The organism is Paenibacillus sp. FSL H7-0326 (assembly GCF_001955535.1).
Taxonomy (GTDB): Bacteria; Bacillota; Bacilli; order Paenibacillales; family Paenibacillaceae; genus Paenibacillus; species Paenibacillus shunpengii.
The window spans coordinates 32732-57997 of the sequence record NZ_MPVN01000001.1; the positions used below are offsets into that span (position 1 = coordinate 32732).

Sequence of the window (25266 nt, forward strand, 5' to 3'; positions counted from 1 at the left end):
CGATTCATCTTATTAAGCTCTTAGATCTTCTTTGCAAAATAGATCCACAATGCAAAAAACACGATCAAAACAAAAAATAAAGCAGCCATTAAGGTATAGAATATCATCGTGTTAAAGAACCCGGCAATTACAGAGGCTATCCCAAGACCTACAAGAATGATGACCATGCTGAGTGAGCTGGCACTCTGTAGAATGACTGCATTCCGCTCATCATTCTCCTCGATATACATCTTCTTCAGCTCTGCTTCATTTTTACTGGCTTTTCTATACTTGACGAGGAAAAAAACGATGCACAATTCAAAACCGATAAAAGCTCCTGTATGAAATCCTTTTATAAAACTGGGTAATTCGGGCAGTCCCCCTCGATAAAACACAAGTCCTGCATAGATCAATAACATGGTAGCAGCTATCAACAATAGAGCGTTCTTACGGGTTGTTACTTGAACCTTATACTTCTCCATTACATCTCCTCCACTTCGCTGAAATCAAACACTTCTTCAATCGTAAGTCCAAAATATTGAGCAATTTTGTAGGCAAGAACGAGGGAAGCCGTATATTTTCCCGTTTCAATGGAGGTAATGGTTTGCCGGGTCACCCCTACAATGAGCCCTAGTTCCTCCTGCGACAGCTTATGTTGCTTACGCAGTTCAGCAATTCTCGTCTTCAATCGACCACTTCCTTGCAATGTTTACTTTGCAAATTTAGCATAGTTTACTTTGCATATTATGTCAAGCATACTTTGCATAAATAAAATCGTTTACTTCTTATTAAGATTCCAAAACAAAAAAAACAGCTGATCATAACAACCAGCCGCCACTTCAATCTTTTTAATTTTTTGTATATCAAGTCTTACACCACTTATCATGCAAAAGTTATCGTAACCGAAAGGACTCGGGGAAACGAGCTATAACAGTAAGTACTTCATCACTGAGTGGAGACCCGAATACAGTACTTAACTGGGGATTCCGAAAAAAAGCTTCTACTATTCTTTGATTTAAATCAGCACTGTATAAGTCAAAATTAACTTCCTTATCCTGCTGAATGTTCACAGCAATACCTGAATCACTCACAAAATCGATGTCTTGAAACCGAATCCTTTTCTGCTTAGGGAATCGTTTGGATTCAAACTGAATCTCCAGAGTAGCTGTGTTATAAACTATACTAAATGCAGTATCCACCCTCTGAGTCGATCGAAGCATTTCGTTTAAGTCAACCACTTCTGTTGCTGCATATTCTAAACATTCGACTGCTCGATCAAACCGTTTGATTGAATCCAGATCATAATCATTTAAACCATCCGGACATGTATTACCTGGTGATTTCAATCGAACCATTGTCTCCAAGTAAGGTGTATTAACGATTACTGGCACTGGTAATGTGCTGCCTGAATATATCGCTAATTCTCCATTCAAAAACTCAAAAACAGCGCACTCTCCTGTACGATCGCAAATGATGTAATGTAGTCGAGAGAATGGGTTAACGATTTGCAGAGATTCTGCTGTCTCTTTTACCTCTTCAATCGACGCACAAGTATCCAGCATAAGTTGAATCCACTGTAACTCACCGATAGCAGGAAGACCTTCCTTGTTCGGATAACTAGATTGCCAGAGCGTTGTCTGCTCCACGACTAAACCGGCTTCGTTCATTCCCCCATTCGGCATTTCCTTACCTACCTGTGATACGGTTAAGCTATTGTACTTAGATATCCACTTCATTGGGCGATCTGGCGGCATGATTAATGCTGTTTTGCACATTCCTTTTCTATTCGAGAACGTGTAGGCTCCATCGTAAGGTACGTCCTGATTCTTACACCGAGCAGCCCCATGCCAACTTGATGTAGAAATATAGCCGTACTCATAAGCTCACCTTATTTCTTTAGTTTATGGGATAACTCTTCGATTTTTCCTGATAGTATCTCATTCAGGAACAAATCAACGATCTCCCCTACCTGCTCATTATCTTGTTCTAAGATCGCAATCATCTTATTAAGCCGCATTTGATTCTTTTTCTCTCTTTCCAGCTCCTTCTTTTTTGTGAGGTAGGGTTCGATGTCTTCATCACTCACACCTCCCTCTTCGAGTTCAGCCACTTTTTGATCAAGTAGCAGTAAATGTAGTTCTACCTTAGCAATGGAACTGAGTGGTTTCACATAGGATTGTTCATCTACAAGTACCTCTTCATCAACACTAAAATAATGGGCGAGAACTTGTAATCGCTCCTTTGGTATGGGTCGACGTTTTTTAATCCAATCTGAAAATTGCTGTGGGGTAATGTTTAGCTCGCGACCTATTCCCGAATAAGACAGTTCGTTAATCATGACCAAATATTCCAAGACTGTTTTGGTAAGAAAGTTGTTCAATCCAAACCCTCCAAGACATAATTTATGTCACAATTATATAAAATCGACATAAATTATGTCAAGTCTATCAACTTCAAATGTACCGTCTGGCCATTAGTTACTTGACGAACGTGTTAAGAAAGAGATTAAAGCATCATCATACTCCGCTGCATGCTTTCCAATCCATATGAGGTGGCCCCATGAATCAAGAATACACATTTCAGAATGGGGAATTAGTTCTCTTGCTGTTTGGGGATGACTTATCGGTACGGAGCTATCATGATTCGAATGCATAATTAAGGTTGGTGCTTGTATTAACCTCATTTGTGCAAAATATTCACATTGATTCTGTTCTAGATCTATGAGGAATCCCGAATACGAGCGCTGTCGGTTATTCATTTTACGAAATTGTTCTATGTATCCATGGTCAAGTCGTTTCTTCACTTCCGAGTAAGGAAGCGTAGAAAAGGACGAAGCCATCATTCTAAAGGTCAATTTAGGCAATAAATTAGTTAACGTTGCAACGATCTTCCATGTTCTTTTTTCACTTGAAGGGCTGAAAATAAGTTTGGCCACTTTGTATTCCCGATGCTGTGGAGTGAGCCAAGGTTTGGTAACCGCACATTGAAGTGTCAAACTAGCGACTCGATCGGGAAACATAGCGGAAAACATGATTCCAGTAGGTCCACCCGCTGAAACGGCAATGATATGCACTTTCTCCACAGCCAAATGATCTAGTATATTATGATACATACAACAAGCTTTCTTTAAATCTGTGATATCAGAAGTTTGACCGTACCCTGCACGGGATGGAGTAATAATAGAATATCCTGCTTCTAACAATCTCGTATAACCAAATTCTTCATGACAGTTTGAATGTCCACCATGAAATAAGAGGATAGGCTCCCCCGTACCCATAACAGAATACTCTACTGTAACATCTCTTGTTCTTAACAAGTTAACTTCACGAAACATATCATCACACCTCTCCCGAATTTAGAACAGTTAGGCCTTACTTTGAACAAAAAAAAGCAGAAAGAGCCCGCGATGTGCAGGCTCCTCCAGTTAATCCTTATGTATAATTTTCCAAATAGCTTGAATTAACTTGAACTATATCACAACCTTAGGCGTTTTAGCAACGCTCAAGTCTGATAGGTCCTAGACATTTGCTTTACGAACGAGTAGTTTAGTATAGATACTGATTAAGGAGGATAATGATGATATATTTACATACTTTTTCATTTCCGAGTGCGGACATGGAATTCGACTTTTTTATGCAGATAAAAAGAACGTGCTATGACTCATTTTATCCGTTCAAGATTCTATCAAAAAACAGCTTACAAACCATTGATTTTGAGCCAGTAACTATTTTATATGGTGGTAATGGGTCAGGTAAATCCACTGCATTAAACGTAATCGCAGAGAAAACGGGAATCCAACGTGATTCAATCTATAACAAATCGAATTTCTATCCTGATTATGTGCATATGTGCGAGATGCATACCAGAGCAGACATTCCAGAAAATAGTAGGATTATTACTAGTGATGACGTGTTTGACTACATGTTGAATATTCGAAATCTTAACGAGGGGATCGATCAGAAGCGGGAAGAATTGTTCGAAGAATACTTAGATGCGAAATATTCGCAATTTCAGATGAGATCTATGGAAGATTACGAGCATTTGAAGAAAGTGAATGCCGCCAGAAGTAAAACACAGTCCCGATATGTGCGAAGCACTTTGATGGATAATGTGAGGGAATATTCTAATGGGGAAAGTGCCTTCCGCTATTTCACTGAAAAAATCGGAGAAAATGGACTTTATATTCTGGATGAGCCAGAGAACAGTCTATCTCCACAACGTCAGCTGGATTTGTTGAAATTTATTGAAGATTCTGCCCGTTTTTTTGGCTGCCAGTTTATTATCTCTACACATTCCCCTTTCCTGCTATCCATGAATGGAGCAAAGATCTATAACCTGGATGAAAATCCTGTGAAGGTGAGACACTGGACCGAATTAGATCATGTTCGCACATACTATGAATTCTTCAAAAAGAATGAGAATGCCTTCAATTAATCAGATAGATGGAACAATCCTCCACTCCCCTGCGTCAGTTGTTATATGACAACCCTGTGGAGGTCGAAAATGCGAGTATCTATAACTGGTCTCACTTTATTATTCATCCTCATGCTGCTGTCTGCTTGCTCTTCCAACGTCGATTACACACCGGATGAGATCGTTAAGACGGAGAAATCGGTTACCGCAATCAAAAGAATTGATGATTATCAAATAAGACTGAAAACAAATTTAGTGAATGAACAAACGGCTCAATTGCTGCGATTTCAAGCTGGTCTCCGATATGTGGGCAGCGAATCTAAGATAGAGATCATGCATGGCTTTGATATACACCGAATTGATCTGCAAATAGACGACCAATCTATTCTTCCACCGAGTTCCTCTGAGAGTATTGCTATACCTACCCTGTTGACTAAAAATGAGTGGCTTGAGGAGAACATGGAATTGTCAATGAATGAAGATCAGTTTGAGCGGATGATCAAATCAGACGGGGATATCGTTCTGTATTCCTATTATTTTGAGGATGGCAGAACCAAGGTGGAGAACATGACCCGAGCGCTTAGCATTAAAATGTCCGACATTTTTCAATAATGAACTAAAGATGATTAGCGATAGCTTGGCACACCTCTACAAGAGAACCCGGATCTATGGAATTCATACAGCAGAAAAAACAGCAGCGACAATTAGTCACTGCTGTTATGAACTGGCGTTTACCCTCACCCGGGATAAAAGCAACTATTATTCTTGCGTCAAAGCATTCCAATAAGTTACCCGATCGAGAGGCATACGAGATTTAGGCAAACCAGGCTTCGCTGCTTTACCTATGGATATGAGCATGACTGGAACTAGATGAGAAGGTATCTTAAACTCTTCAATAAGACGCTCATGTGAGAAACCACCCATAGGTACACTGTCATAACCTCTTGCCTTTGCAGCCAGCATCAGCTGCATGGACACCAGACCTCCGTCAATCTCAGCTGTACTCCGAGCTGTTTCTTCTGACATCGTACGGTAATATTCTAACATTCTTGGTACGTAAGCATCCCGAGCTTCCTGAGGCATGCCCAGCTCTACAGAACGATCATAGATCTCATCTGCCCGTTTATAAGCTTCTTTGTCTCCAAGTACAATAATTGTCGCTGCGGAATCCACGACTTGTTGCTGGTTATTTGCGATCGGCTTGAGTGTCTCTTTGACTGCCGGATCGTTAACCACAATAAAGCGCCATGGCTGTAAGTTGGACGAAGAAGGTGCAAGCACGGCATCTTCAAGAATGGCTTTCAGTTCTTCCTCTGAGATCGTAACACTCGGATCGTAGCTGCGAATAGATTGACGTTCACGAATCAAATTAAAGAAATTGGCTTGTATATCCTGGGTCATTTTGTAATGCCTCCCTAATATCTGTAATTATTATAATTACGAATTGAAACGAAAATAATATAATGCAAAATTTAATTTTTGTCAACTTATTTACAAGCTATCTCGTATCTATATATCATTGATAAGTCTCGACTTTCAGTGAATCGGGCTCGATGACCATGCGTGTCTTTAACCGGCTTTAATTTGATTACAATATGCTAAATTATTTGATGTTCAGAACCGACTTCAAGGTCGTTTGTATCGTCGGATATTTAAATTCAAAGCCTTCTTCCAATAACCGTTCTGGTACAACCCACCTGCTCTTCAGTATCAATTCTGTCTCCGTTCGAATAACAATGGCACCCATCTCCAGCATCCACTTGGGCGTTGGAATCCCTACAGGGACACGCATTGTCTTCCTCATCTCGTGCATTAATTCACGATTAGTCACCGGATACGGAGCCGATGCATTAAATACACCTTCGAGATCTTCGCGGCTCTGTATATACTGCACCATGCGGAACAGATCCTCGACATGGATAAAGCTGAATTTTTGATTGCCAGGCCCCTGCTTACCCCCTAGCCCAAATCGCGTCAAATAAATATAAGGTGTCAATACGCCTCCGCCCGGTCCGAGAACAATAGCAATACGTAAAGCAGCCTGCCTTGTATGTGGCAGTTTGTATCCAAAGAAGGCTTTTTCCCATGCCTTAGCTACCTCCACAGAAAATCCCGTACCTAACTCACCTGATTGTTCCGTCATCGGTTTGTCTTCAGCGTGACGGTAGATCGTTGCCGTGCTTGCGTTAATCCACAGAGCCGGAGGCTTGCGGCAATGGAGTACCGCCTCTCCAAGAATCCGAGTTGTGCGCGTACGCGACTCCATGATCTCCTTCTTGTTCGATGCATTGTATCTGCAGTTTACCGATTTACCGGCCAGATTAATTAACAGATCTGCACCATCCAGTGCCTGAACGATTCCGGCATGATCTTGCCAAGAAATATGACCTTGCTGTCTAGAGATGATGAACACATAATATCCCAGCTGCTCGAAACCATGTTGGAAATATTGGCCGATAAAGCCAGTCCCTCCTGCAAGAACGACCTTCTTCATACCCTCACCTATTTTCTCATTGATAAGATCTCTATTGGATTGGTTCATTCGTTCATAGTTCAAGCGCTATTCTTACATCATCATTGATTAAGAGTCACTAACCCCCATTTGTCCAGTGCAACAAAGATTGCATAGAACAGGAGAAACAGCACGGGCTGGGCTGCAATAAATAACATCGTCGGATTTAGCAGCTTGTTGAAGCGGAAGACATACTTTTCTACAATTATAAAGACGACGGTTAGGATCACTGCTACCCCGATACCAATCAGAAGCATTCCTGCTCCTGGTCCAGGCACCGTTTGACTTATGTCAGGCAAGTATTTCATAACGAGCTCGAACCCTGCCGCTCCTCCTGCGAATAGTAGAATCAAACCGATAATATACCGAAGCCTTGATACATATTGCTTAGATAACGTAATCAGCCTGGATACGATGACTGCGTTTCCCATTGCAAAAACGATTAATAAGATGGAAAATGCGATCGTATCCACATTCAGTTCAGAAGTATATAATTCCATTATTTTCATATGTGTCAATCCTCTTGATGTCATTTATTTAGTTGCCTATCTATTATAAACGCGCTTTAATTGAAAAAGTATCGTTATCGTTATAAATAGGCACCCTGACTTGTTATTGAACTGAACGCTGGAAACAAAAAACGAGAAGAGATTGCTGACCCTCGCAATCCTTTCTCGCTCGTAAAATCTCTTATTTTGCATCATACGATGCTTGGAATTCCTCGATAACCTGTGAACCTCCTGCTTTTAGCCATTTATCGACTTCTGCCTGCCAGCCGGCTTCGTCAATCTGTCCCATAATGTATTTCGTTTGGGCATCACTGATTAAGAGGTCAAGCTCATTGCCTCTTTCCATATAGGTTGTGGATGTCAGAGTCAGACTGATGTTCGGAACCACATATTTGGCGTTCTCCTTGGCCATTGCGGTCCCTTTTTCTCCTTGAGGCGTATCCTTCAGCGGCTTCACATGATAGCCCTCGATATTGAGCAGATTGTCGCGATATGGCTTCACTTGCTGCTGGAACAAGGCAAAATCAATAAACTCCGTCCGGCCATCGTCCGTTTCCTTATAATGCACATCCTTGACGCCTCTCATCAGCAGGGTCGAAGACGGTTCATCCAGCAGGGCATTCATAAATTCAAGCACTCGCTTCAGCTCTTCCTCAGACTTCACCGCCTGCTTCGGAATGGCCAAGAATCCATTATGCCCTGGCTCACCAGCAAGTCTTATACCTTCGGGTCCTGTCCAGGCCGCATTATCCACGACATAGCTTGGGTCGGTTGCAGTAAGCCGCTCATACTGACTCTTCAGGGCTTGGGCGACCGCATTTCCAAGACCGGCACGGCCTGAATCGAACAGCTTTCCTGTTTCCGTACCGTCCATCACCGCAAAATCCTGATTGATCAAGCCTTCCGCATACATCCGTCTGAACATATCAAGCACATCCACATACGGTGTGGTCATGAACTCGGGTGTAATTTTACCATCGACAAGCCCCCATTTATTTACTCCCCCGATACTAACCGCAAGACGTGTCGTTACTGCGGAATGTCCCGTATTGTAGCCTTTGTCGAGCACAAATCCGTAGGTGTCATCCTTACCGTTGCCATCCGGGTCCTTCTGTACCATCGCCTTCTGCAGCTCATACCACTCATCCAGATTGTCCGGCAGCTCCATACCCAAGGTCTCGAGCCAATCGCTGCGGTAGTTATAAGAAGCACGTCCCATGTCACGGAATAACGGAATGCCGTATATTTTCCCTTCAACAGAGATGTTGTTGTAGTGATTCGGATCCTGCGCCTTCAGATTTGGATAATCGTCAATATAAGGTCCCAGCTCCCAAAATAGTCCGGATTGCAGTGCGCTAATTACAATGGGTACGTAATTCAGCTTCATGATCATCGGCATCTCATTCGAAGCAATCATGACACTGACCTTCTCATCATAGGCAGAGGACGGAACCCACTGAATACTTAGGTCTGTATTCGTATATTCCTCAATTGCCTTCTCTACATCACCGCTCTCCGGAATTTCCCCAACCTGAACAATCGCCATACTAATGGGAAACGGACTGTCTCCATCAACAGCTGCACGGCCATCATCGGAAGTGCCGCATCCTGCAAGTAATAAGGTGGTGGACAGCGACATTACACATGCACCCGAAAGTAAGCGCTTAACTTTTTTCAAAAGTAACATCCCCTTATCTATTCATTTTAAGTTACATATTCATTGAGGCGACTCAGCGCATATCATCTCAGCCTTTAACTGAACCGAGCATAACGCCTTTCACAAAGTGCTTCTGTAAAAATGGATATACGAGCAGAATAGGCATGGTGGCGAACACAACGACCGCCATGCGAATCGTGAGCGGCTGAATATCCAGATCCTCGAACGCGGTAGAATCCCCGACACTGCTCTGAGCTAGGATGACGATCTCACGCAAGTACACCTGAATGGGCCACTTGGTATTATCGTTGATATACAGGACCGCACTGAAAAAAGTATTCCAATGATCTACAGCATAGAATAGCGCAAATGTAGCAATGGCAGGACCCGAGAGCGGCAATACAATCCGAAAGAATACACCGATATCGGTACATCCGTCGATCTTAGAACAGTCCTCCAGCTCGCTCGGAATCTGCTGAAAGAAATTTTTGAGTACGATCAGGTTAAATGCGCTGATGACACTTGGAATGATGAGCGACCATAAGGAGTTGGTTAGATGCAGGTTCTGTACAACAAAGTAAGTCGGAATCATTCCTCCGCTGAACAGCATCGTGAACAACACGCCGAGCATAATATATCTACGTCCTTGAAGCCGAGGTCTGGAGAGCGGGTAAGCCATCAGACAAGTGAACACGAGATTAAACAGCGTACCGACAATCGTGACATAGATCGTAACACTTAAACTGCGAATCAGCGTATTGGTTGAGAAAATATACTGGTACGCAGACAGCGACCACTCCTTCGGAAAAAGAATGAGTCCACCCTTAGCCACTTCCTGCGGCGCTGTAAACGAGACAGCAATGACATAGATGAAGGGCAGCACGGCCGCCAGAGCAGCCAATGTAAGCAAGATATAGTTAAGTACATCAAAAATCCGACTCGCCGCGGTTTTATCCTGAACCATATGAGAACCCCACCTCCCTCCTTTAATAAACGCCTTCTTCGCCAAACCTCTTGGCTAACCAATTGGCGGAGACCACCAGCACAAGAGCCACCACGGACTTGAACATGCCCACAGCTGCGCTATAGCTGTACTGACCCTGGAGAAGCCCTTTGGTATAGACGAATGTATCGAACACTTCGCCGACATCCCGGTTTGTTGGAGCCAGCATGAGGAAGATCTGTTCAAATCCGGTATCCAAAAAGCTGCCAAGCCGAAGGATCAACAGAATAAGGATGGTGCTCCGAATCGCGGGCAGTGTAATATGCCATATCTGACGCCATCTCCCTGCTCCATCCATCCGTGCGGCCTCATATAGCTGCATATCGACGCCCGTTAGTGCCGCAAGGAAGATAATCGTTCCCCAGCCCACTTCCTTCCATATTTGCTGAGAGACAATAACCGTTCTGAACCATTCTGCATCGAGCAGGAAGGCAATTTTTTGTCCCGTCAACTGATAGATGAGCTCATTAAGAATTCCGTTCTCGGTTGTCAGCAAAATATAGCATATCCCCACTACAACGACCCACGATACAAAGTGTGGAATATAAATGAGAGTTTGTATAAATCGTTTAAAGCCTTCCCTCCGGATCTCATTCAGCATCAATGCAAGAATGATCGGTGCCGGAAAAAAGAAAACCAAATTGTAAAAAGCGAGTAGAAACGTGTTCCGGAACAAGATAAGAAACTGCGGATCACTGAACAATCGTTCGAAATGCTTCACTCCTACCCATGGACTGCCGAAAAATCCAAGATGCGGCTTGAAATCCTGAAAGGCCATGATTAGACCATACATCGGCACGTATTTAAATATAAGAAAATACAGGATGCCGGGTATAAGCATGACATACAGCCATTTATCTCGTAGTAGACCTGCTATGGACAATGATCCCTCTTTTCGCATTCTCATCATGACCGCATCCGGCTTGGCATCCGCTAATTCTGACCGGTACTTGATGATCTTCCTCCCCCTTCTGCATTAGATTAGGGATAATTATGCAGATCAACGGGATGACAGGAAATGATCATTTCATAACCTTCCATTCATTTGTTGCAGAGCACGACTAATTAACGCTCAATAACTCCCCCATAACCTTCAGTATGCAGGATATAAGGTATAGCCAATGCGGACCTAAAAGCTCATCGCTAACGTTCTGGTTCTAACTTGGGCTCTCGCTCCCGCTTCAGTTCCAGTTCCGGCTCCGCCTTCGTTCGCACTGTGCTTCGTTCATACTGCTCCCGATATTGCCCTGGCGTCATTCCTGCCCATTTTCGAAAGGTTCGTATGAAGGCACTCGTATTGGCATACTTCAGCTTACGTCCGATATCGGACACGAGCAGACTCGTATTCTCCAACAGCAGCTTTGCCTGGCTCATCCGATAGGAAGTTAAATATTCACTGAACGGCATGCCGACATCTTTCTTAAATACTCTGCTCAGATAAAAAGGGTGGTAGTTCAATTCAGCAGCGCACGACTCCAGCGTAATGTCCTGATCAAATCTGGAATGAATCATTTCCAGCATACGGCTCGCAATTCTTACCTGCTGTTCCTCCGCCTGCTGTTCCATGGCATGAATAATAGGCATGAAGAGCTGCTGTTCGAACCAATATCGTATATCTTCCTTTGTATTCAGCTTGGTCAGCTTAGATAGCAGCTTCTCTCCGCTTAGCGTTCCGCCCAGATGTAATTCCAGCTCTTGTGTCTGCGCTGTTTCAATAATTCGCATGGCCAATTTAATGAGCAGGATATTGAGCTCCTGTTGAAAGGTCCGATTTTCCGTAATTTCGTTCAGGTAGAGCTCCATTGCGAGCGAGAGCTGATCCTGTTCTCTTTTCCTCAGTGAATACAGAATATGTTCTTCAATCTCCCGCAGCTTGGCATATGGAGTTCTGCCGTCTGATTGATCTGCTCGCTGTGGCGTGTAACGTATGATGCAGCCTGCATCCGGCACCATCCGCTGCCTTAGGGCAGAGGCGGATTCCATATAAGCTTCAGGCGCAGCAGACAAGTCCTGGAAGGACCGGCTGAGACCAATACTGATTTGCAGCTGCAAATAGCTTTCGATCTGGTCTTTCAATTGCACCGCCGTTTGGTAGAATAGATCATTCCCCTGCGCATTCTCAGCACTATTGGGCGGTTCAATTAGCAGCGTGACTTGAGCATGGTCGAGTATAACCGGAGCAAATCTGGAAGCTGGACTGATTAATTCTGCTACCATATTATTTATGGCATACAGCAGCAGCTCCAAATTATGCTCGTCATATTTGCTTAGATGGAAGGTATCAATCTGTATCTTCATCACCGATAAGGCTTGCCAAGACTTAGGGAAACCGCATCTGGAGGAACGCTTCACAAATTCATCCGCCTGTATTCGATTAGATAACAGCATCAGCATCAGTGATTCACTCATATGCTCCGTATGCGTAGACAGCTGTGCTTGAAGCTCCGTTCTTGAGGAAGAGAGCCTGCGAATGCTTTGTTCTATATAGTGGAGTTCATTTAAACCAGCAGGCTGAGCATTCTGATCGGGCCCGATATCCGTTTGACGAGAGTATTCGACCAAGCGATGAATCGGCTTGTACATGCGCCGGCTCCAAATGTAAGCGGTAACAAAAATGACGACTAAAACGACGCCGCTGACCATGGCTGTAATCCACGCGATATGCTGCGTTTGCTTGGTCATGGCCTCAACAGAGGTGACAGATACATGAGTCCATCCGTACGAAGCCGAATGAAGAAAGATTACGTTATATTGAGCGCCATCCACTTGAGTCCGAAATGAATAGGCTTCTGATTGCTTTGTCATTCCTGTATTTTTCAGACTGCTGAGCACTTCCGTATTGACCGCTGAATCCAGCTCCTTCTGCCAGGAGTCCGGGATGGAGCCAAGGATCAGTCTCCCTTTCGCATCGATAATATATTGCGATCCCAGCTCTGTTGCTTTGGACAAACGTTCTGCCATATGCTTCTTAGGCATCTTCACGACGATAAGCCCTTTTGGACCCGTACGCATAGGAAACAGGGGGATTTTTTGGACCCACGTTGTGTAGATTTCGCTGCTCGATGTATCCATGAATAGACTGCTGGCATGGGAAGCATAATTCATAATTAAGTCTCTATCCTTGAATTGATCCAGGCTCTGAAAGCGATCCAGTCCTGTAACTGTACCATTCCCGAGATGGATAAAATAAGCCTCCGAGGTCATGACCGGGGTCTGCAAATTGGACAAAGCTGAAGACATCTCTCGAATCTCCTGAAAATGAGCTGGTGTCCATTTCTCTTGTAACGCTTGCTTCATAAGAGGTGAGCTCGCCAGCTGTAGTGTAGAGCGCTCCAGTCCTTTCAGCATGTCGTCAATCTGCTGTTCATTGCGCCGAAGCAGCTGTGTGTTGCTGGCTAATACCTTCTGTTCAACATCACCAGCAGCAATGTAATAAGATAAGAAGCCCATTGTCAGGACCGGAATCAGTCCTAGGAACAAGCTGAAACGCAGCAGATGCATCATATAAGTAGGCATAATCTTGGCTCCTCCCTTTAGATCATAATAAATTCACCCTATATATGGCTGCCTCCTGGGAATTCACAGCCAGCAGATGAGCAATATATTCCATAAATTGGTGTGAAAACCTCTTGTGACGCAGCAAATGATCTGATTTTTGAACTAAAAAAGCACCACCGCATAAGCGGTAGTGCCAAATTCATACTATAATCTGTAACTTACATTATCGCATTGATGCGGGCACCTTTACTCCCATCAGCCTGCCTTCTGCCTGTATAATAATCATTCCGTTTGTCTTAAGGGTCGCCTCATGCAGATCAGCTCCTGTCTTGACTCGGAAAACGGGTTTAGATTTCATCATATGAATACCGAGCAGGGTTCCGTTACGCTGTGCCATATAGATTTCATTCCCGTACACATCAATATGAGCCACAGGCGCGTCCCCATACCATCCAATCCTCTGACCGTTCGCCAGCTTAACGCCGACTAATTTCCCTGAAGCATCCTTGAATAGGAGTCGTTCCTGCACAACTCCGAGCATGTCCAATCTGTCTCCATCAGGACGCTGCAAGCTGCGGAGCGGGCCCTCTCCAGCCTTGTAGCTGTTAAAATTGTATACTGCGACTTTATCGCCTTGCTCAATGTACAGCTTGTCCCCCGCAAGGTAGGCATCTCCCGAATGGTAACTATACGGTGGTTCACCAGCCAGCTTCCACATGTACTCCCGGCTTCCCTTCTTCACACCGGTCTTCAGGTTAAACGCATTTACGATCACCTTGCGATCGGGCAGAGACTGATAATCCGTCAGCATCGGTGAGTAATAGTCTATCGAATAAACGATTCCGTCTTGAATCTTGAGAGCATCACCTTGACCAAAATCTTCCCACAGCTCTTTTCCCGTCTTCTTGTCGTATGCATTTAGTTGAATGGATGTGAGTGCTCCTTGAACGAAGAAGGTTCTAAGCACCACGCCATCCGCTTCTTCAAGATAAGCAGTGCCATTTCCTTCAGCCTTCTCTTCATCCGCCTTCCACTTGAGCTTGCCTGATGATTTATCAAATGCAAAGGTGGTACTGCCATTGATCGCATATAATGTATCTGAAGTGGGTACTAACGCTTCCGTCAGTTCCCCTGCATCAACATGGGTGGATGACTGTGCCTGCCACTTTAATTTACCCGTCTTTGCATGGAGAGCATAAGGCTTCTTATCCGTTGTCATTCCATATACGATCCCTTGATCATACGTGATGAGTCGATTCAAATGTCTTCCGTTACCGTAACTCCATAGCCGTTTACCCGTTTGCGCGTCAACTGCGATCAACTTATTGCCGGAGAATGCGAACACATTACCCTCTTCAGCAATAGCCTGAACTCCTGTGCCCTGACTCTGCTCCAGACCACTATCAACTTGGAGTGTCCAGGCTGGTTTCAATTCAGGGACTTTAATTGTAGAACCGGAATACCAGGTGCGTACAGAAACATCTGCCTTGTCTGCACTAACGTAAGAAGTTGGCAGGATGTTTGCGCCATGAATAGTCAGTACGCCAGCGGTTATACATGCAATCACTCTCCTGATTCGCTTCTGTTTGTTTTTTATGATCCGATCATTTTTGTTAGAGCTAACCATCATTTGCCCTCCCTAAATCGTGCATTATCGTGACTAGACTTCATTCGCCCTATTATGGAGCAGAGGAAGCCGTTGTTCCCAGATCGAAGATGCCGCTGTCATTCGGATCATCTATCATCTTGCTAGCAATCTGTTCTCCGGATTCATCATAGCCCTTAATCTCATACGGCATATCTGCTGACGAAGGGAGAAGCACGAACCATAGGTGCTCATCAGGCCCCACCTTTATTTGCTTCGCCTCATTACTACCGTCCTTCATTGTTTCAACCGTGATTCTCACGATAGAGGGATCAAATACGTATCCAAATAACATGGGAAAAGGAGTGGAAACGCCCTTCAATTCAGGTAAACTCATATAATGGACAGCAGAAGGTTTATCAGAGGCTTCACTGTTTGAGAAACCACCTCCCCATACCCATTTCCAGCCGAGCCAGGTATTCCTGACATATTCGACCTGTAAATTGGTGCTTTCTTGTCTCGTGCTTGTCTTGAATAGCAGCATCCCTTCGTCCACAGGTTCTTGATGTATCACATACGGGGATGAACTGCCTCCTCTAAATTGTTCTACTGCTGCTTCCGGTGTCTTGCCGATTGGAATTTTCAAAAAATCCTCATTCATGCCAACTGCCTCTGATAATCGGCGATCAGCGATGCCGCCCGGACTTTCAATCATAAATATGGCTGCAAAAAAGATAGTAGCAGAGAGTAAAATGACGGCGAGAAGTGTGAACATCATCATACGGCTGCGTTTCGTTTGCTGTGTCATCTTGATCTCCACCTTGAGCTTATATTTTCTGATGTTGCTGTAACGACGGAGGATTCCCCGTATTCACAATTCTATATCTCAAACCCAAATCCTGCCAACTATCTCTACTAAAAGAAGCAGATAATCGAAGAACTATAAAATCGCAAGTTAGTCCATTGCCCGAATCAAACCATGGATGATATAATGAACTCGGTTTACTAAAACGGTTTCGTTAACGCTTTCTAAATCCACTATATCTATACATACTTGAGGTGACTTATGAAATATAACAACCCGATTATCAAAGGCTTCTACCCTGACCCGAGTGTCTGTAAAGTAGATGATACCTACTATCTTGTTACCAGTTCGTTTCAGTTTTTTCCCGGTGTTCCGCTCTTTGAGAGTAAGGACCTGATCAATTGGAATCAGATCGGACATGTACTCACAAGAAAAAGCCAAGTCATGCTGGATAAGGTGAACAGCTCAGGCGGCGTTTTTGCCCCTACCATACGACATAACAATGGCCGCTTCTATATGACCACCACAAACGATACGACACATCAGAATTTTTATGTCTGGACAGATGATATTTATGGGGAGTGGTCTGATCCGATCTATATTGATCAGGGCGGTATCGACCCAGATCTGTACTTTGAAGACGGCAAAGCCTACTTCATGAGCAATGGAAGCGACGACGACGGTACAGGTGTCATTCTTCAATGTGAGATTGATATTGAGACGGGCCGCAAATTATCTCCTAGCCGCCATATTTGGAAAGGTACAGGAGGGCGTTTTCTTGAAAGCCCGCATATGTACAAAATAAATGACTGGTATTATTTATTAGCTGCTGAAGGCGGAACGGAATTTGGTCATATGGAGACCTATGCCCGCTCTTCTTCACTTCACGGTCCTTTTGAACCCTACGCGCATAATCCGGTTCTGACAAACCGTAATTTGGGTGGTTATGAAGTTCAGGCCGTCGGCCATGGTGACTTGGTTCAGGATCAGGAGGGAAACTGGTGGCTCTTCCACCTGGGCTTCCGCCAGATTGGCAAATGGATTCCTTACCACCACTTGGGACGCGAAGTCTTCCTGACGCCGGTTACTTTTGGTGAGGATGGATGGTTTACTGCAGGTCACAACGGTACGACACTAACAAGCTTTGAGACCAACCGCATCCCAGAGCACGTTGTTCAGAATGAGAAGAAAGAGTATACCTTCGAGAATACAGAATGGGGCTTGGATTGGTGCTATCTGCGTCACCCTCATTTCGAGAATTATGAACTGGGGACGGATAAACTGACGCTCAAAGGGACTGAAGTCACATTAGATCAAGCCGCATCTCCAACCTTTATAGGAATACGACAAAGAGATTTTAATGCAACTATTTCTTGTGATGTCGCCCTTACAAGCGGTGAAGCAGGAATCACTCTATATATGGATGAGAACCATCGTTATGATCTGGCAATCCGTCAGATTGAACAAGGCTATGAGGTCATTGAGCGTCTTAACATTGGGGATATCAAATTGATCCAAACAATCATTCCTGTGGAAGACAGCAATCATGCTACACTTCTTATACAAGCTCTTCCAGAGCGTTACAGCTTCTTCCTTCAGCAAGGAGATCAACAAATCCCGCTCGGAACAGCGCAGACCAAATACCTATCCTCAGAGGTCGCTGGAGGATTTACGGGTGTAGTCATTGGTTTATATGCTTGTGGTAAAGGTGGATCTGCTGAGTTTACTGAATTCAGTTGTAAATATGAATAAGGTTTAAAAAAAGGGGCAGGTGCATGAGTGCATCTGTCCCTTTTTGCGTGTTAATCCGAGTGTTCCTTCATTTTCTTACTATCTATGTATATTCGTAAGCTTTCAAAGACGAGCAGCAATAGTTCACACAATAGCTTCCAAATGATCATACAAACAAAGAAAAAAAAGATTCCCCCGATCATTCCAATTACGTAATTTGGGGCTTCTACACTCGAATACGTGTGAAATCCAGTTGACTCCGTAACCGTAGTTGGAAATAAGACGGATAGGGCCTTTCCGAAAATATAAGAGTAATACAGTGAGATAGCTAGTCCGGCATAGAACACTAATGAAATCAGATATTTATAATCGGTATCTCCTAGAGCAAACCAATTGATCATTTTATTTTTACTCATATATAACTCCTTAATATATTCAAATTATACACACAATGAATAAGCCTTCTCATAATGACAAGCTCCTTAACATGTAACATTCTACCATAAATGTAGACGATATGAATTATACATCGAACTTGACTACACGCAAAAAAAGCAGCCGTTTATCCGACTGCCTCACTCTTCTTTCACTATTATCTTTATTCTCGATTCGCTTTTGGCTGTAAGGAAGCATTTCGCATCATAGGATACGTAGCAAACAATGCGATCAAGCCAATAATTCCAGCCACAGTAAACCCGCTCATCACCTTAACATTTAAGTTTGATATCCAATCGAATGGTGCATCCAGCGCTCCTGAATAATACAGGAACATCCCGGCAATCCCCATAATCATTGCACCAATTAACGTCCATTTCATACCCAGTCGATACATAATACTGTAAATAAAGAATGCACCGCTGAACAGGACCAAGCTAGACATAAGATCAATCCACAAGTAAGGCAGAAATTGATATTCACTTGAATATAGTATTCCTGGATGTAAAATCCTTACCGAACTGATCCCCTGATCATACAGTGTCCAAATAACCCCCTGTAGTACATTCAAGATCAATACATATACGAATACAGCAATAAGTCCGACTCCATAGAAGCTTCTGAGGATTTGAGTGCGCGTGCTACCGAGACTAACACCAATGGGCAGAAGACTCTTAAATCCCATAATACCGTAGAACGGAATGAAGAAAAAATAGGCTGGTGCAGCAATGGTACTAAGCGTCTCGCTTAAATCAAAGGAGATTCCAACTAGAATCCAAGCCACTGTTAGCGGAAGCGTGACGTATAGTAATAGAAGCTTTCCCATAAACCATGCAGCATCCTCATACAACAAACGAAATGTTCCTTGGGCACTGTTCATCGCATACCCTCCTTCACTCTCTCCGTTATATTCAGCAAATAGTCCTGCAACTGTGCTTTCTCCAAGGTAACACCGCTTAACTTGGCTCTCTCTTTCCACTCACTTGATAATGGCGCGTCAATCATAACCTTCTTCAGAGAACCCATAATATTCTCTTCGTAGACTCTCTGACTGCCTACCAGCTCATTTACTTTGTCGATCTCACCGGTTAACCAGATCCCTCTTTCTCTGACACTGTCCATCGATTCGTGCATTAGTGGCTTCCCGTCATGAACGACAACGATCGATTCTAACAAAGGCTGCAATTCCTCAATCTGATGGGTCGATATGAGAATTAGACGAGGATGCGCGTCATAGCTAGCCAGCATTAGCTTATAGAACTCCTTCCGCATACCTGCATCCAATCCATTCGTCGGTTCATCCAAAATAGTAACGTCTGCCTGGCTGGCCAGGCCAATTACGACCTGGAGAGCGGTTTTCATACCAGTAGACAGCTTCTTTGTCTTTTTCTTATGATGTAATCTAAATGTCTCAAGCAGTTGTTCGGCCAAGTTCTGATTCCAGTTCGGATTGAAATATCGATAGAACCTCAAGGCATCACCTACAGTCCAAATATCACTAAAGGGATGATCTTCCTGCATGTAGCACAAATGCTTCTGTGCTTTCTCATTATTGTAAGGCTGGTGTCCCATGATCTTAACCGTGCCGTCTATTGGCTTCTGATGCCCTGCAAGCAGCTTCATCAACGTTGTCTTGCCTGCACCATTTCGTCCCCATAGTCCTGTTATGATTGGATCATGTTCGTCGTAAGAAAAGCTCTTGATCACTGGAGTTTCATCGTAAGCATATGAAACATTACTTAATGAGATCATTCTTTCTCCTCCTTAATCCATTCAATGACCTGCTCCACCGTCATACCGATTCGCATCGCTTCTTCTAGCAGCGGCCGAATATAATCTTCGCGAAAATTCTTTTGTTTGTCCCGCAATGCCCGATCTCTCGCCCCTTCTTGTACAAACATTCCGATTCCTCTCTGTTTGTATAGAATGTCAGCATCAACTAAGGCTTGCAGCCCCTTACGGGCCGTAGCGCGGTTGATGTTGTAAAACCGGGACAGCTCATTCTCAGAAGGAACTCGCTCCTCTTCCTTTAATAGACCAGATACAATATCATCTATGATCATTTGGGCAATTTGTTGGAAAATGGGTTGGGATTCATCCAACAAACCTCTCAAAAACAGTCCTCCTTTCTTGCCATTACACTTTATCTGTTGGTTGGTTGGCTACTTGTATAACCAACTATACTATACAATATTTGGAATGTAAATGGAGAATAGCGGAAAAAGAGCCGCCTTTTACATAAAAGGCGGCTCGTGAAGCTTTTATACTCCTATTTATTGCCATCATCATTCGCGAGTGTTACTTATACCCAATACCTTGATAATGATATCCTAATGATTTCATCCATTGTGCATCAAGCATATTTCGGCCATCAAAAATATTAGGCTGCTTCATATGCGAGTGCAGCATCATCCAATCAATGCTTGTAAATATCGGCCATTCTGTACATATGAACACGGCATCTGCATCGTTAAAGACTTCCTCCGGTGTATGAGCAATATTAACCTTATCATATTTTGATTCAGCAGGCAGCTTGGCAATCGGATCAAACAAATGAATAGCAGCATGATGATCCATCAATTGCTGAATTAACCGCAGAGAAGGTGCTTCCCGAATGTCATCTGTATCGGGTTTAAACGCCAAGCCCAATACTGCTACCTTTTTGCCCGAAAAGTCTCCAAGCTGCGCTTTAGCTTTGTCCAGTAAATATAAATATTGTGTTTCATTTACGTTCATCACCTGTTTCAGTATCTGCAGCTCCATGCCTTCCTCTTCTGCCTTATGAACCAATGCCGCTACATCTTTTGGAAAACATGAACCACCATAGCCGATCCCTGCCTGTAAGAACCTCGCTCCAATTCTTGTATCATACCCCATTCCTTCAGCGACATCCTTGATATTAACATCCAGCTTGTCACTTAATCTCGATAGCTCATTCATAAAGGAAATTTTCGTAGCGAGGAACGCATTTGAAGCATATTTTATAAGTTCAGCAGTTCGAGGAGTTGTTTCGATGGTTACACATTTCATAGAAGAATACAGCGTTCGCAGCTGCTTCGCTGCTGCATCATTTGTCGTACCAATTACAATTCGATCGGGATTTAAGGAATCTTCTAATGCCATGCCTTCGCGTAGGAACTCAGGATTAGAAGCAACATCAAACGGATACACGTTTTGAGTCTCACGGATCCACTCCGTAACTTTTTCCTGTGTTCCAACAGGAACCGTACTCTTGTTCACAACCAGTTTATAGCCGTTCATATGTTGACCGATATCTTGAGCAACCTGCTTCACATAAGTCAAATCCGCACTTCCATCTGCAAGGGAAGGAGTACCTACACATATAAAAATAACATCGTTATTCTCTATAGCTTCCTTCTTGTCAGAGGTAAAGTTGATATTTCCAAGTTGATTATGCTTTTGCAGCAGCTCTGTCAGTCCAGGTTCATGGAAATATAGGATTCCTTGCTTCAATTGATTGAGTTTACGGCTGTCCGTATCCAATCCCGTCACCTTCCAGCCCATTTCCGCAAATACCAAGGCTGTCGTCGTACCAACATACCCTGTGCCAATAACAAGTATCTTCACTCCACTCCTCCTCCCTCTTCTTCCGTTCCAACCAATGCAGAGCCGGATCCAATTATCATTTTCGAAATGGGGTGAGAAAGTTTATTCAGATGAACATGGCTAAGAAGAATGCTGTCTTCAATTACACAGTCCTTAACCGTAGATCCCTCTCCGATAGAGACATAAGGTCCAATGACAGCATTTTCAAGGATACTGCCGTGATCAATCGAAACAGGTGGATGGATTTTCGTATTTTTTAGAACAACGGAAGGATGAATATTATTTTCATATGGCATTTCTTGCAGCATTTTTCGATTGGCCCCGATCCATCGATCCATTGTTCCGACATCAATATTGGAAACCTCTGCTTTATCGAAGGACACCGGATAGTCATTTTGAATCAACCATTGAATAGCGTCCGTAATTTCATATTCACCTCTGGCCGAAGGCTTGACCATTTCAGATGCCTTAAAAATAGAAGGAGAGAATACATACGCTCCGAGCACAGCTAGATTGGATTTAGGGTTCTTCGGTTTCTCTTCCAGCATCACGATCTTCTCACCGACGACCTCAGCAATGCCATAATCCTGGGGGTTCTCTACTTCTGCTAATAACAGTGCAGCGTCGTTACCCTGCAGCTGTACTTGCTGTTTTAATTTTGATAACGAAATGGAGATTAGATTGTCTCCAAGCAGTAAAATGAAGGGATCCTGGCCAATGAAATCCTTTGCCTGCAGCAATGCGTTCGCAATTCCCTCCGGCTTCTGCTGGTAAATATAAGTAATGCTGATATTCCAGTGACTTATTTTCTGTAAACTCTCTTTGATAATAGACTCCTGAGAAGGATGAATCACGATTCCGATTTCAGATATATTTTGCTCTGTTAATTTTTCGATGCACCCATGCAGTAAGGGTACATTTGCAACGGGAATTAAGGTTTTCGGATAAGATATCGTGAACGGATACAATCGCGAGCCTTTTCCTGCACATAATATTAATCCCTTCAATATGATTTCTCTCCTCTCTATTACTTTCTCCTTATACTCTATGTAAATTCAATAGATTTGGATTGGATGTCTATCTACTATCCGCACGAGGTAATCGCATAGAAAGTCCTTGCAAGGGGCCCATTCCATCCCTAATTTATCCGCATAAGATAGTCAAAAGAAAATTTACAGTTATTTGAGGAGGTATTCCATACTTTGAAAATCGTTCAAGTATCAACAAATTCCCTGCCCGTCCCACCGGAAGATTACGGCGGTACACAGCGAGATATTCATTACCTTACAGAAGAGTTAGTTCGAAGGGGTCATGAAGTCATTCTGTTTGCCAAAAAAGGATCGAAGTGCCATGCAACGAAAACATTCGAATATCCTACGGACGATAAAGATGAACAATTGGATTTTATAATCAAAAACATGCCATCCGATGTAGACATTATCCACGATCATTACGGAATTGTAGCCAGAGCCAACCCCCCGATCCCCACTATTCGAAATTCTCATTCGAAGAAAGCCAAAGATATTCAGATCCCCGTATTCGTCAGCAAAAAAATACGTGACAGAAATAAAAAAGGATACTTCGTGCATAACGGGATACGTGTCAGCGACTACCCTTATAAGCAGAAGAAAAAGAGCTATCTGCTTTTTTTGGGAAGAATCATGAACGAAAAAGGCGTTCACCTCGCTGTAGAAGTTGCACAAAAAACTGGAAAAGAGCTTATTATTGCTGGAACCTTTAACAATAAACCAAAGTATGAGGAATATTTCAATGAGAGAATCAAGCCACACTTAAATGACAAAATCAGATATGTCGGGCCTGTAGGCGGCACAGAGAAGATGAAATTGTTATCCGAGGCGAGCTGTGTCCTTTTCACATCGACATGGAATGAACCCTTTGGTCTGGTTCTTATCGAAGCTTTGGCCTGCGGCACTCCAGTACTCGGTTTTAGAAAGGCAGGAGCGGTCCCTGAGGTGCTAAGAGGCTTGCCGCAGTTATTATGTAATGATGTAAATGAAATGTCCCGTAAAGTCCGCGCTAAAAAATTCCCTGCTCCAAGAACTTGCCGTCAGTATGTAATTAAACGTTATTCAGATAAAGTGATGGCGACCAATTTTTTAAAGCTGTACAAAAAAGTTCTAACCAATAAGGAGTATAAAATAAAGAAGAACTCAACATGGAATACGAGAAGAAACAGTCTGGATAAAGGAGTTGAGTAACTAAATATGGCTTCCATCATTGCGTGTACGATGAGACCTGAGTGTATGGACAACATTTTCTCGAATTATAAACGGCAGGAATGGCCGAACAAGGAAATGATTATTATCTTAAATAACAACAAAATGAACCTCAAGGAATGGAGAAAGAAAGCCAAAAAATACGAAAATGTGAGAGTATACAAACTCCCGGAAGAATACACATTGGGTAAATGCCTTAACTGGGCTATTGCACGGGCCAAGGGTACATTTATAGCCAAATTCGATGATGACGACTATTATGGCGCCCACTATATGAAAGAATCACTGCTTGCCCTGAAGGCCAAAAAAGCGCCGATCGTTGGGAAGCATTCCACTTATTTATATTTTGAAGAGAAAAAAGCGCTCATGGTATATCGTCCAGGGAAAGAAAATGTAGAAGGGTCAAGAATTAAAGGCGGGACCTTATTCTTTCGTAAAAAGATCTGGAAAGAGATTAAATTTCCAGAGAATACGATCGGGGGTTCTGATGCCAAATGGTTAAAGGCATGCTACGAAGCAGGGTACAGAGTTTACTGCGTTTCCAAAGAAAATTATGTTTGTATCCGCAGAAAGGATATCCAAACCCACACCCAAAAGAAAGTGACCGAAGATTATATGAAACAATGTGAACTGATTGCCTATACCGAAGATTTCATACAGCCTACAACCGTTTATTTCTCGGATGACGGCTCCAGGCTTAAGACGAACAGTATGAAACCCAGACCTAGATTAATGAGGTAATCGAATCAATTATGCGCGTGTCAGGCTGCATATCATTCATGAATTGATAAGCAGCCTCGATACATAAGGAGTCTTTGAAGGATATGCATTTGTTATCGATGCTTACGAACACTTTCATATTCAATATATTTCTTCAACCAGCCAATGTCCTGACTCTTATATCGTTTTAACAGTTTGTATTTCTGATTTAATACTTCTTTATCGAGTTTTTGGTCAGAACGCTTGAAAATATATAGCTTCTCCTGTGCAATGTCTTTTACAATTTCATGCAGAGCTTGATGCTGTGTGTGGCCGTATTCCCCCTTTTTGTTATGCGTAACTATCCTATTGATTTGGGGATTGGCCTTAATTACTTTTTCGATGTCTTTCTTTAGTGCTTTGCGGTCAAAATCGCCTCCCCATTTATCCCTGTAGTTCCACATTTCAAATTCAGCTCCGATATCTTTCATCACTTGTTTGAACTCCCGGGAGCGGACTTGATGTTGACCGTTTGTTACACATATCACTTTCCAGCCTTTTTCCGCGAGCAGAGCAGCCCCTCCGAATATGATCTCATCATCCGGATGGGCGACAATCATAAGCTTATCTATCATT

Annotated in this window: 26 protein-coding genes; 5 read left to right on the top strand and 21 right to left on the bottom strand. The window is 43.3% G+C overall.

From position 1 onward, the window contains the following. Nucleotides 1–20: 20 nt before the first annotated feature. From BK126_RS00150 to BK126_RS00170, 5 genes are all read right to left on the bottom strand, one after another. Entirely contained in the window at nucleotides 21–461 is a 441-nt protein-coding gene (locus tag BK126_RS00150; RefSeq protein WP_076310739.1) for a hypothetical protein, read from the bottom strand. Beyond that, entirely contained in the window at nucleotides 461–667 is a 207-nt protein-coding gene (locus BK126_RS00155; protein WP_076310740.1) for a helix-turn-helix transcriptional regulator, read from the bottom strand. The genes BK126_RS00150 and BK126_RS00155 overlap by 1 nt, the downstream gene beginning before the upstream one ends. Before the next feature lie 205 nt (nucleotides 668–872). Beyond that, entirely contained in the window at nucleotides 873–1733 is an 861-nt protein-coding gene (locus BK126_RS00160) for a linear amide C-N hydrolase (protein WP_179085494.1), read from the bottom strand. Nucleotides 1734–1867: 134 nt separating this feature from the next. After that, nucleotides 1868–2359, bottom strand: a complete 492-nt coding sequence (locus BK126_RS00165) for an XRE family transcriptional regulator (protein ID WP_256702646.1) — start codon at nucleotides 2357–2359, stop codon at nucleotides 1868–1870. Nucleotides 2360–2452: 93 nt separating this feature from the next. Further along, nucleotides 2453–3313: an alpha/beta fold hydrolase gene (locus tag BK126_RS00170; RefSeq protein ID WP_076310742.1), complete on the bottom strand. Its 861-nt coding sequence runs from the start codon at nucleotides 3311–3313 to the stop codon at nucleotides 2453–2455. Nucleotides 3314–3552: 239 nt separating this feature from the next. On the opposite strand from BK126_RS00170, the gene BK126_RS00175 reads away from it, so the two are divergent. Beyond that, nucleotides 3553–4413 carry an AAA family ATPase gene (locus tag BK126_RS00175; protein WP_256702647.1) on the top strand — a complete coding sequence of 287 codons (861 nt, stop codon included), beginning with the start codon at nucleotides 3553–3555 and terminating at the stop codon, nucleotides 4411–4413. A gap of 69 nt (nucleotides 4414–4482) precedes the next feature. Next, a complete protein-coding gene (locus tag BK126_RS00180) occupies nucleotides 4483–5004 on the top strand; it encodes a hypothetical protein (RefSeq protein WP_076310744.1) in 522 nt (173 codons plus the stop codon). 147 nt (nucleotides 5005–5151) lie between these two features. Here the strand turns inward: BK126_RS00180 and BK126_RS00185 are convergent, their stop codons facing one another. The 9 genes from BK126_RS00185 to BK126_RS00225 form a co-directional block, all read right to left on the bottom strand. Further along, a complete protein-coding gene (locus tag BK126_RS00185; protein WP_076310745.1) occupies nucleotides 5152–5793 on the bottom strand; it encodes a nitroreductase family protein in 642 nt (213 codons plus the stop codon). Nucleotides 5794–5995: 202 nt separating this feature from the next. Then, a complete protein-coding gene (locus BK126_RS00190; protein WP_076310746.1) occupies nucleotides 5996–6886 on the bottom strand; it encodes a TIGR01777 family oxidoreductase in 891 nt (296 codons plus the stop codon). Between the two features lie 80 nt (nucleotides 6887–6966). Beyond that, nucleotides 6967–7413: a hypothetical protein gene (locus tag BK126_RS00195; RefSeq protein ID WP_076310747.1), complete on the bottom strand. Its 447-nt coding sequence runs from the start codon at nucleotides 7411–7413 to the stop codon at nucleotides 6967–6969. Nucleotides 7414–7594: 181 nt separating this feature from the next. Continuing rightward, nucleotides 7595–9052 (bottom strand): extracellular solute-binding protein, encoded by a 1458-nt coding sequence (locus BK126_RS00200; RefSeq protein WP_445321902.1) that lies wholly within the window; start codon nucleotides 9050–9052, stop codon nucleotides 7595–7597. Nucleotides 9053–9158: 106 nt separating this feature from the next. Further along, entirely contained in the window at nucleotides 9159–10034 is an 876-nt protein-coding gene (locus BK126_RS00205) for a carbohydrate ABC transporter permease (RefSeq protein ID WP_076310749.1), read from the bottom strand. A 22-nt stretch (nucleotides 10035–10056) separates the two neighbouring features. Beyond that, nucleotides 10057–10983 (bottom strand): ABC transporter permease, encoded by a 927-nt coding sequence (locus BK126_RS00210; RefSeq protein WP_076310750.1) that lies wholly within the window; start codon nucleotides 10981–10983, stop codon nucleotides 10057–10059. A 233-nt stretch (nucleotides 10984–11216) separates the two neighbouring features. Then, nucleotides 11217–13589, bottom strand: coding sequence for a helix-turn-helix domain-containing protein (locus BK126_RS00215; RefSeq protein WP_076310751.1), 2373 nt, complete (start codon nucleotides 13587–13589; stop codon nucleotides 11217–11219). Between the two features lie 205 nt (nucleotides 13590–13794). After that, entirely contained in the window at nucleotides 13795–15201 is a 1407-nt protein-coding gene (locus BK126_RS00220; protein WP_256702648.1) for an outer membrane protein assembly factor BamB, read from the bottom strand. Nucleotides 15202–15250: 49 nt separating this feature from the next. Next, complete coding sequence (locus BK126_RS00225; RefSeq protein WP_076310753.1) at nucleotides 15251–15964, bottom strand: hypothetical protein; 714 nt, start codon at nucleotides 15962–15964, stop codon at nucleotides 15251–15253. A 258-nt stretch (nucleotides 15965–16222) separates the two neighbouring features. Between BK126_RS00225 and BK126_RS00230 the strand changes: the two genes are divergently transcribed. After that, the gene (locus BK126_RS00230; protein ID WP_076310754.1) at nucleotides 16223–17713 is read left to right on the top strand and encodes a glycoside hydrolase family 43 protein; all 1491 of its coding nucleotides are present in this window, start codon (nucleotides 16223–16225) and stop codon (nucleotides 17711–17713) included. A gap of 50 nt (nucleotides 17714–17763) precedes the next feature. On the opposite strand, the gene BK126_RS29605 is transcribed toward BK126_RS00230, so the two are convergent. The 6 genes from BK126_RS29605 to BK126_RS00260 form a co-directional block, all read right to left on the bottom strand. Further along, on the bottom strand, nucleotides 17764–18108 hold the full coding sequence (locus BK126_RS29605) for a hypothetical protein (RefSeq protein WP_076310755.1): 345 nt from the start codon (nucleotides 18106–18108) through the stop codon (nucleotides 17764–17766). Nucleotides 18109–18290: 182 nt separating this feature from the next. Continuing rightward, the gene (locus tag BK126_RS00240) at nucleotides 18291–19007 is read right to left on the bottom strand and encodes a hypothetical protein (RefSeq protein ID WP_076310756.1); all 717 of its coding nucleotides are present in this window, start codon (nucleotides 19005–19007) and stop codon (nucleotides 18291–18293) included. Next, the gene (locus BK126_RS00245) at nucleotides 19004–19879 is read right to left on the bottom strand and encodes an ATP-binding cassette domain-containing protein (RefSeq protein WP_076310757.1); all 876 of its coding nucleotides are present in this window, start codon (nucleotides 19877–19879) and stop codon (nucleotides 19004–19006) included. Before BK126_RS00245 ends, BK126_RS00240 begins: the two co-directional genes overlap by 4 nt. Further along, nucleotides 19876–20241: a GntR family transcriptional regulator gene (locus BK126_RS00250; RefSeq protein WP_076310758.1), complete on the bottom strand. Its 366-nt coding sequence runs from the start codon at nucleotides 20239–20241 to the stop codon at nucleotides 19876–19878. The genes BK126_RS00245 and BK126_RS00250 overlap by 4 nt, the downstream gene beginning before the upstream one ends. 184 nt (nucleotides 20242–20425) lie before the next feature. Next, nucleotides 20426–21715 carry a UDP-glucose dehydrogenase family protein gene (locus BK126_RS00255; protein ID WP_076310759.1) on the bottom strand — a complete coding sequence of 430 codons (1290 nt, stop codon included), beginning with the start codon at nucleotides 21713–21715 and terminating at the stop codon, nucleotides 20426–20428. After that, nucleotides 21712–22701: a sugar phosphate nucleotidyltransferase gene (locus tag BK126_RS00260; RefSeq protein ID WP_076310760.1), complete on the bottom strand. Its 990-nt coding sequence runs from the start codon at nucleotides 22699–22701 to the stop codon at nucleotides 21712–21714. The genes BK126_RS00255 and BK126_RS00260 overlap by 4 nt, the downstream gene beginning before the upstream one ends. A 195-nt stretch (nucleotides 22702–22896) precedes the next feature. On the opposite strand from BK126_RS00260, the gene BK126_RS00265 reads away from it, so the two are divergent. Both BK126_RS00265 and BK126_RS00270 read left to right on the top strand, forming a co-directional pair. After that, a complete protein-coding gene (locus BK126_RS00265) occupies nucleotides 22897–23913 on the top strand; it encodes a glycosyltransferase family 4 protein (protein ID WP_076310761.1) in 1017 nt (338 codons plus the stop codon). Nucleotides 23914–23919: 6 nt separating this feature from the next. Further along, nucleotides 23920–24672, top strand: coding sequence for a glycosyltransferase family 2 protein (locus BK126_RS00270; protein ID WP_076310762.1), 753 nt, complete (start codon nucleotides 23920–23922; stop codon nucleotides 24670–24672). Between the two features lie 92 nt (nucleotides 24673–24764). Here BK126_RS00270 and BK126_RS00275 read toward each other — a convergent pair whose 3' ends face one another. Continuing rightward, nucleotides 24765–25265, bottom strand: coding sequence for a PIG-L family deacetylase (locus tag BK126_RS00275; protein ID WP_076310763.1), 501 nt, complete (start codon nucleotides 25263–25265; stop codon nucleotides 24765–24767). Nucleotide 25266 lies beyond the last annotated feature (1 nt).

Bases quoted from the DNA above. Each gene is read 5' to 3' on its own strand.
- BK126_RS00230 (WP_076310754.1), top strand. From the start codon at position 16,223: ATGAAATATAACAACCCGATTATCAAAGGCTTCTACCCTGACCCGAGT.
- BK126_RS00190 (WP_076310746.1), bottom strand. From the start codon at position 6,886: ATGAAGAAGGTCGTTCTTGCAGGAGGGACTGGCTTTATCGGCCAATAT.
- BK126_RS00225 (WP_076310753.1), bottom strand. From the start codon at position 15,964: ATGACACAGCAAACGAAACGCAGCCGTATGATGATGTTCACACTTCTC.
- BK126_RS00205 (WP_076310749.1), bottom strand. From the start codon at position 10,034: ATGGTTCAGGATAAAACCGCGGCGAGTCGGATTTTTGATGTACTTAAC.
- BK126_RS00185 (WP_076310745.1), bottom strand. From the start codon at position 5,793: ATGACCCAGGATATACAAGCCAATTTCTTTAATTTGATTCGTGAACGT.
- BK126_RS00175 (WP_256702647.1), top strand. From the start codon at position 3,553: ATGATGATATATTTACATACTTTTTCATTTCCGAGTGCGGACATGGAA.
- BK126_RS00160 (WP_179085494.1), bottom strand. From the start codon at position 1,733: ATGCCGCCAGATCGCCCAATGAAGTGGATATCTAAGTACAATAGCTTA.
- BK126_RS00210 (WP_076310750.1), bottom strand. From the start codon at position 10,983: ATGATGAGAATGCGAAAAGAGGGATCATTGTCCATAGCAGGTCTACTA.
- BK126_RS00270 (WP_076310762.1), top strand. From the start codon at position 23,920: ATGGCTTCCATCATTGCGTGTACGATGAGACCTGAGTGTATGGACAAC.
- BK126_RS00200 (WP_445321902.1), bottom strand. From the start codon at position 9,052: ATGTCGCTGTCCACCACCTTATTACTTGCAGGATGCGGCACTTCCGAT.
- BK126_RS00275 (WP_076310763.1), bottom strand. From the start codon at position 25,265: ATGATAGATAAGCTTATGATTGTCGCCCATCCGGATGATGAGATCATA.
- BK126_RS00215 (WP_076310751.1), bottom strand. From the start codon at position 13,589: ATGCCTACTTATATGATGCATCTGCTGCGTTTCAGCTTGTTCCTAGGA.
- BK126_RS29605 (WP_076310755.1), bottom strand. From the start codon at position 18,108: ATGAGTAAAAATAAAATGATCAATTGGTTTGCTCTAGGAGATACCGAT.
- BK126_RS00240 (WP_076310756.1), bottom strand. From the start codon at position 19,007: ATGAACAGTGCCCAAGGAACATTTCGTTTGTTGTATGAGGATGCTGCA.
- BK126_RS00195 (WP_076310747.1), bottom strand. From the start codon at position 7,413: ATGAAAATAATGGAATTATATACTTCTGAACTGAATGTGGATACGATC.
- BK126_RS00220 (WP_256702648.1), bottom strand. From the start codon at position 15,201: ATGATGGTTAGCTCTAACAAAAATGATCGGATCATAAAAAACAAACAG.
- BK126_RS00170 (WP_076310742.1), bottom strand. From the start codon at position 3,313: ATGTTTCGTGAAGTTAACTTGTTAAGAACAAGAGATGTTACAGTAGAG.
- BK126_RS00150 (WP_076310739.1), bottom strand. From the start codon at position 461: ATGGAGAAGTATAAGGTTCAAGTAACAACCCGTAAGAACGCTCTATTG.
- BK126_RS00245 (WP_076310757.1), bottom strand. From the start codon at position 19,879: ATGATCTCATTAAGTAATGTTTCATATGCTTACGATGAAACTCCAGTG.
- BK126_RS00180 (WP_076310744.1), top strand. From the start codon at position 4,483: ATGCGAGTATCTATAACTGGTCTCACTTTATTATTCATCCTCATGCTG.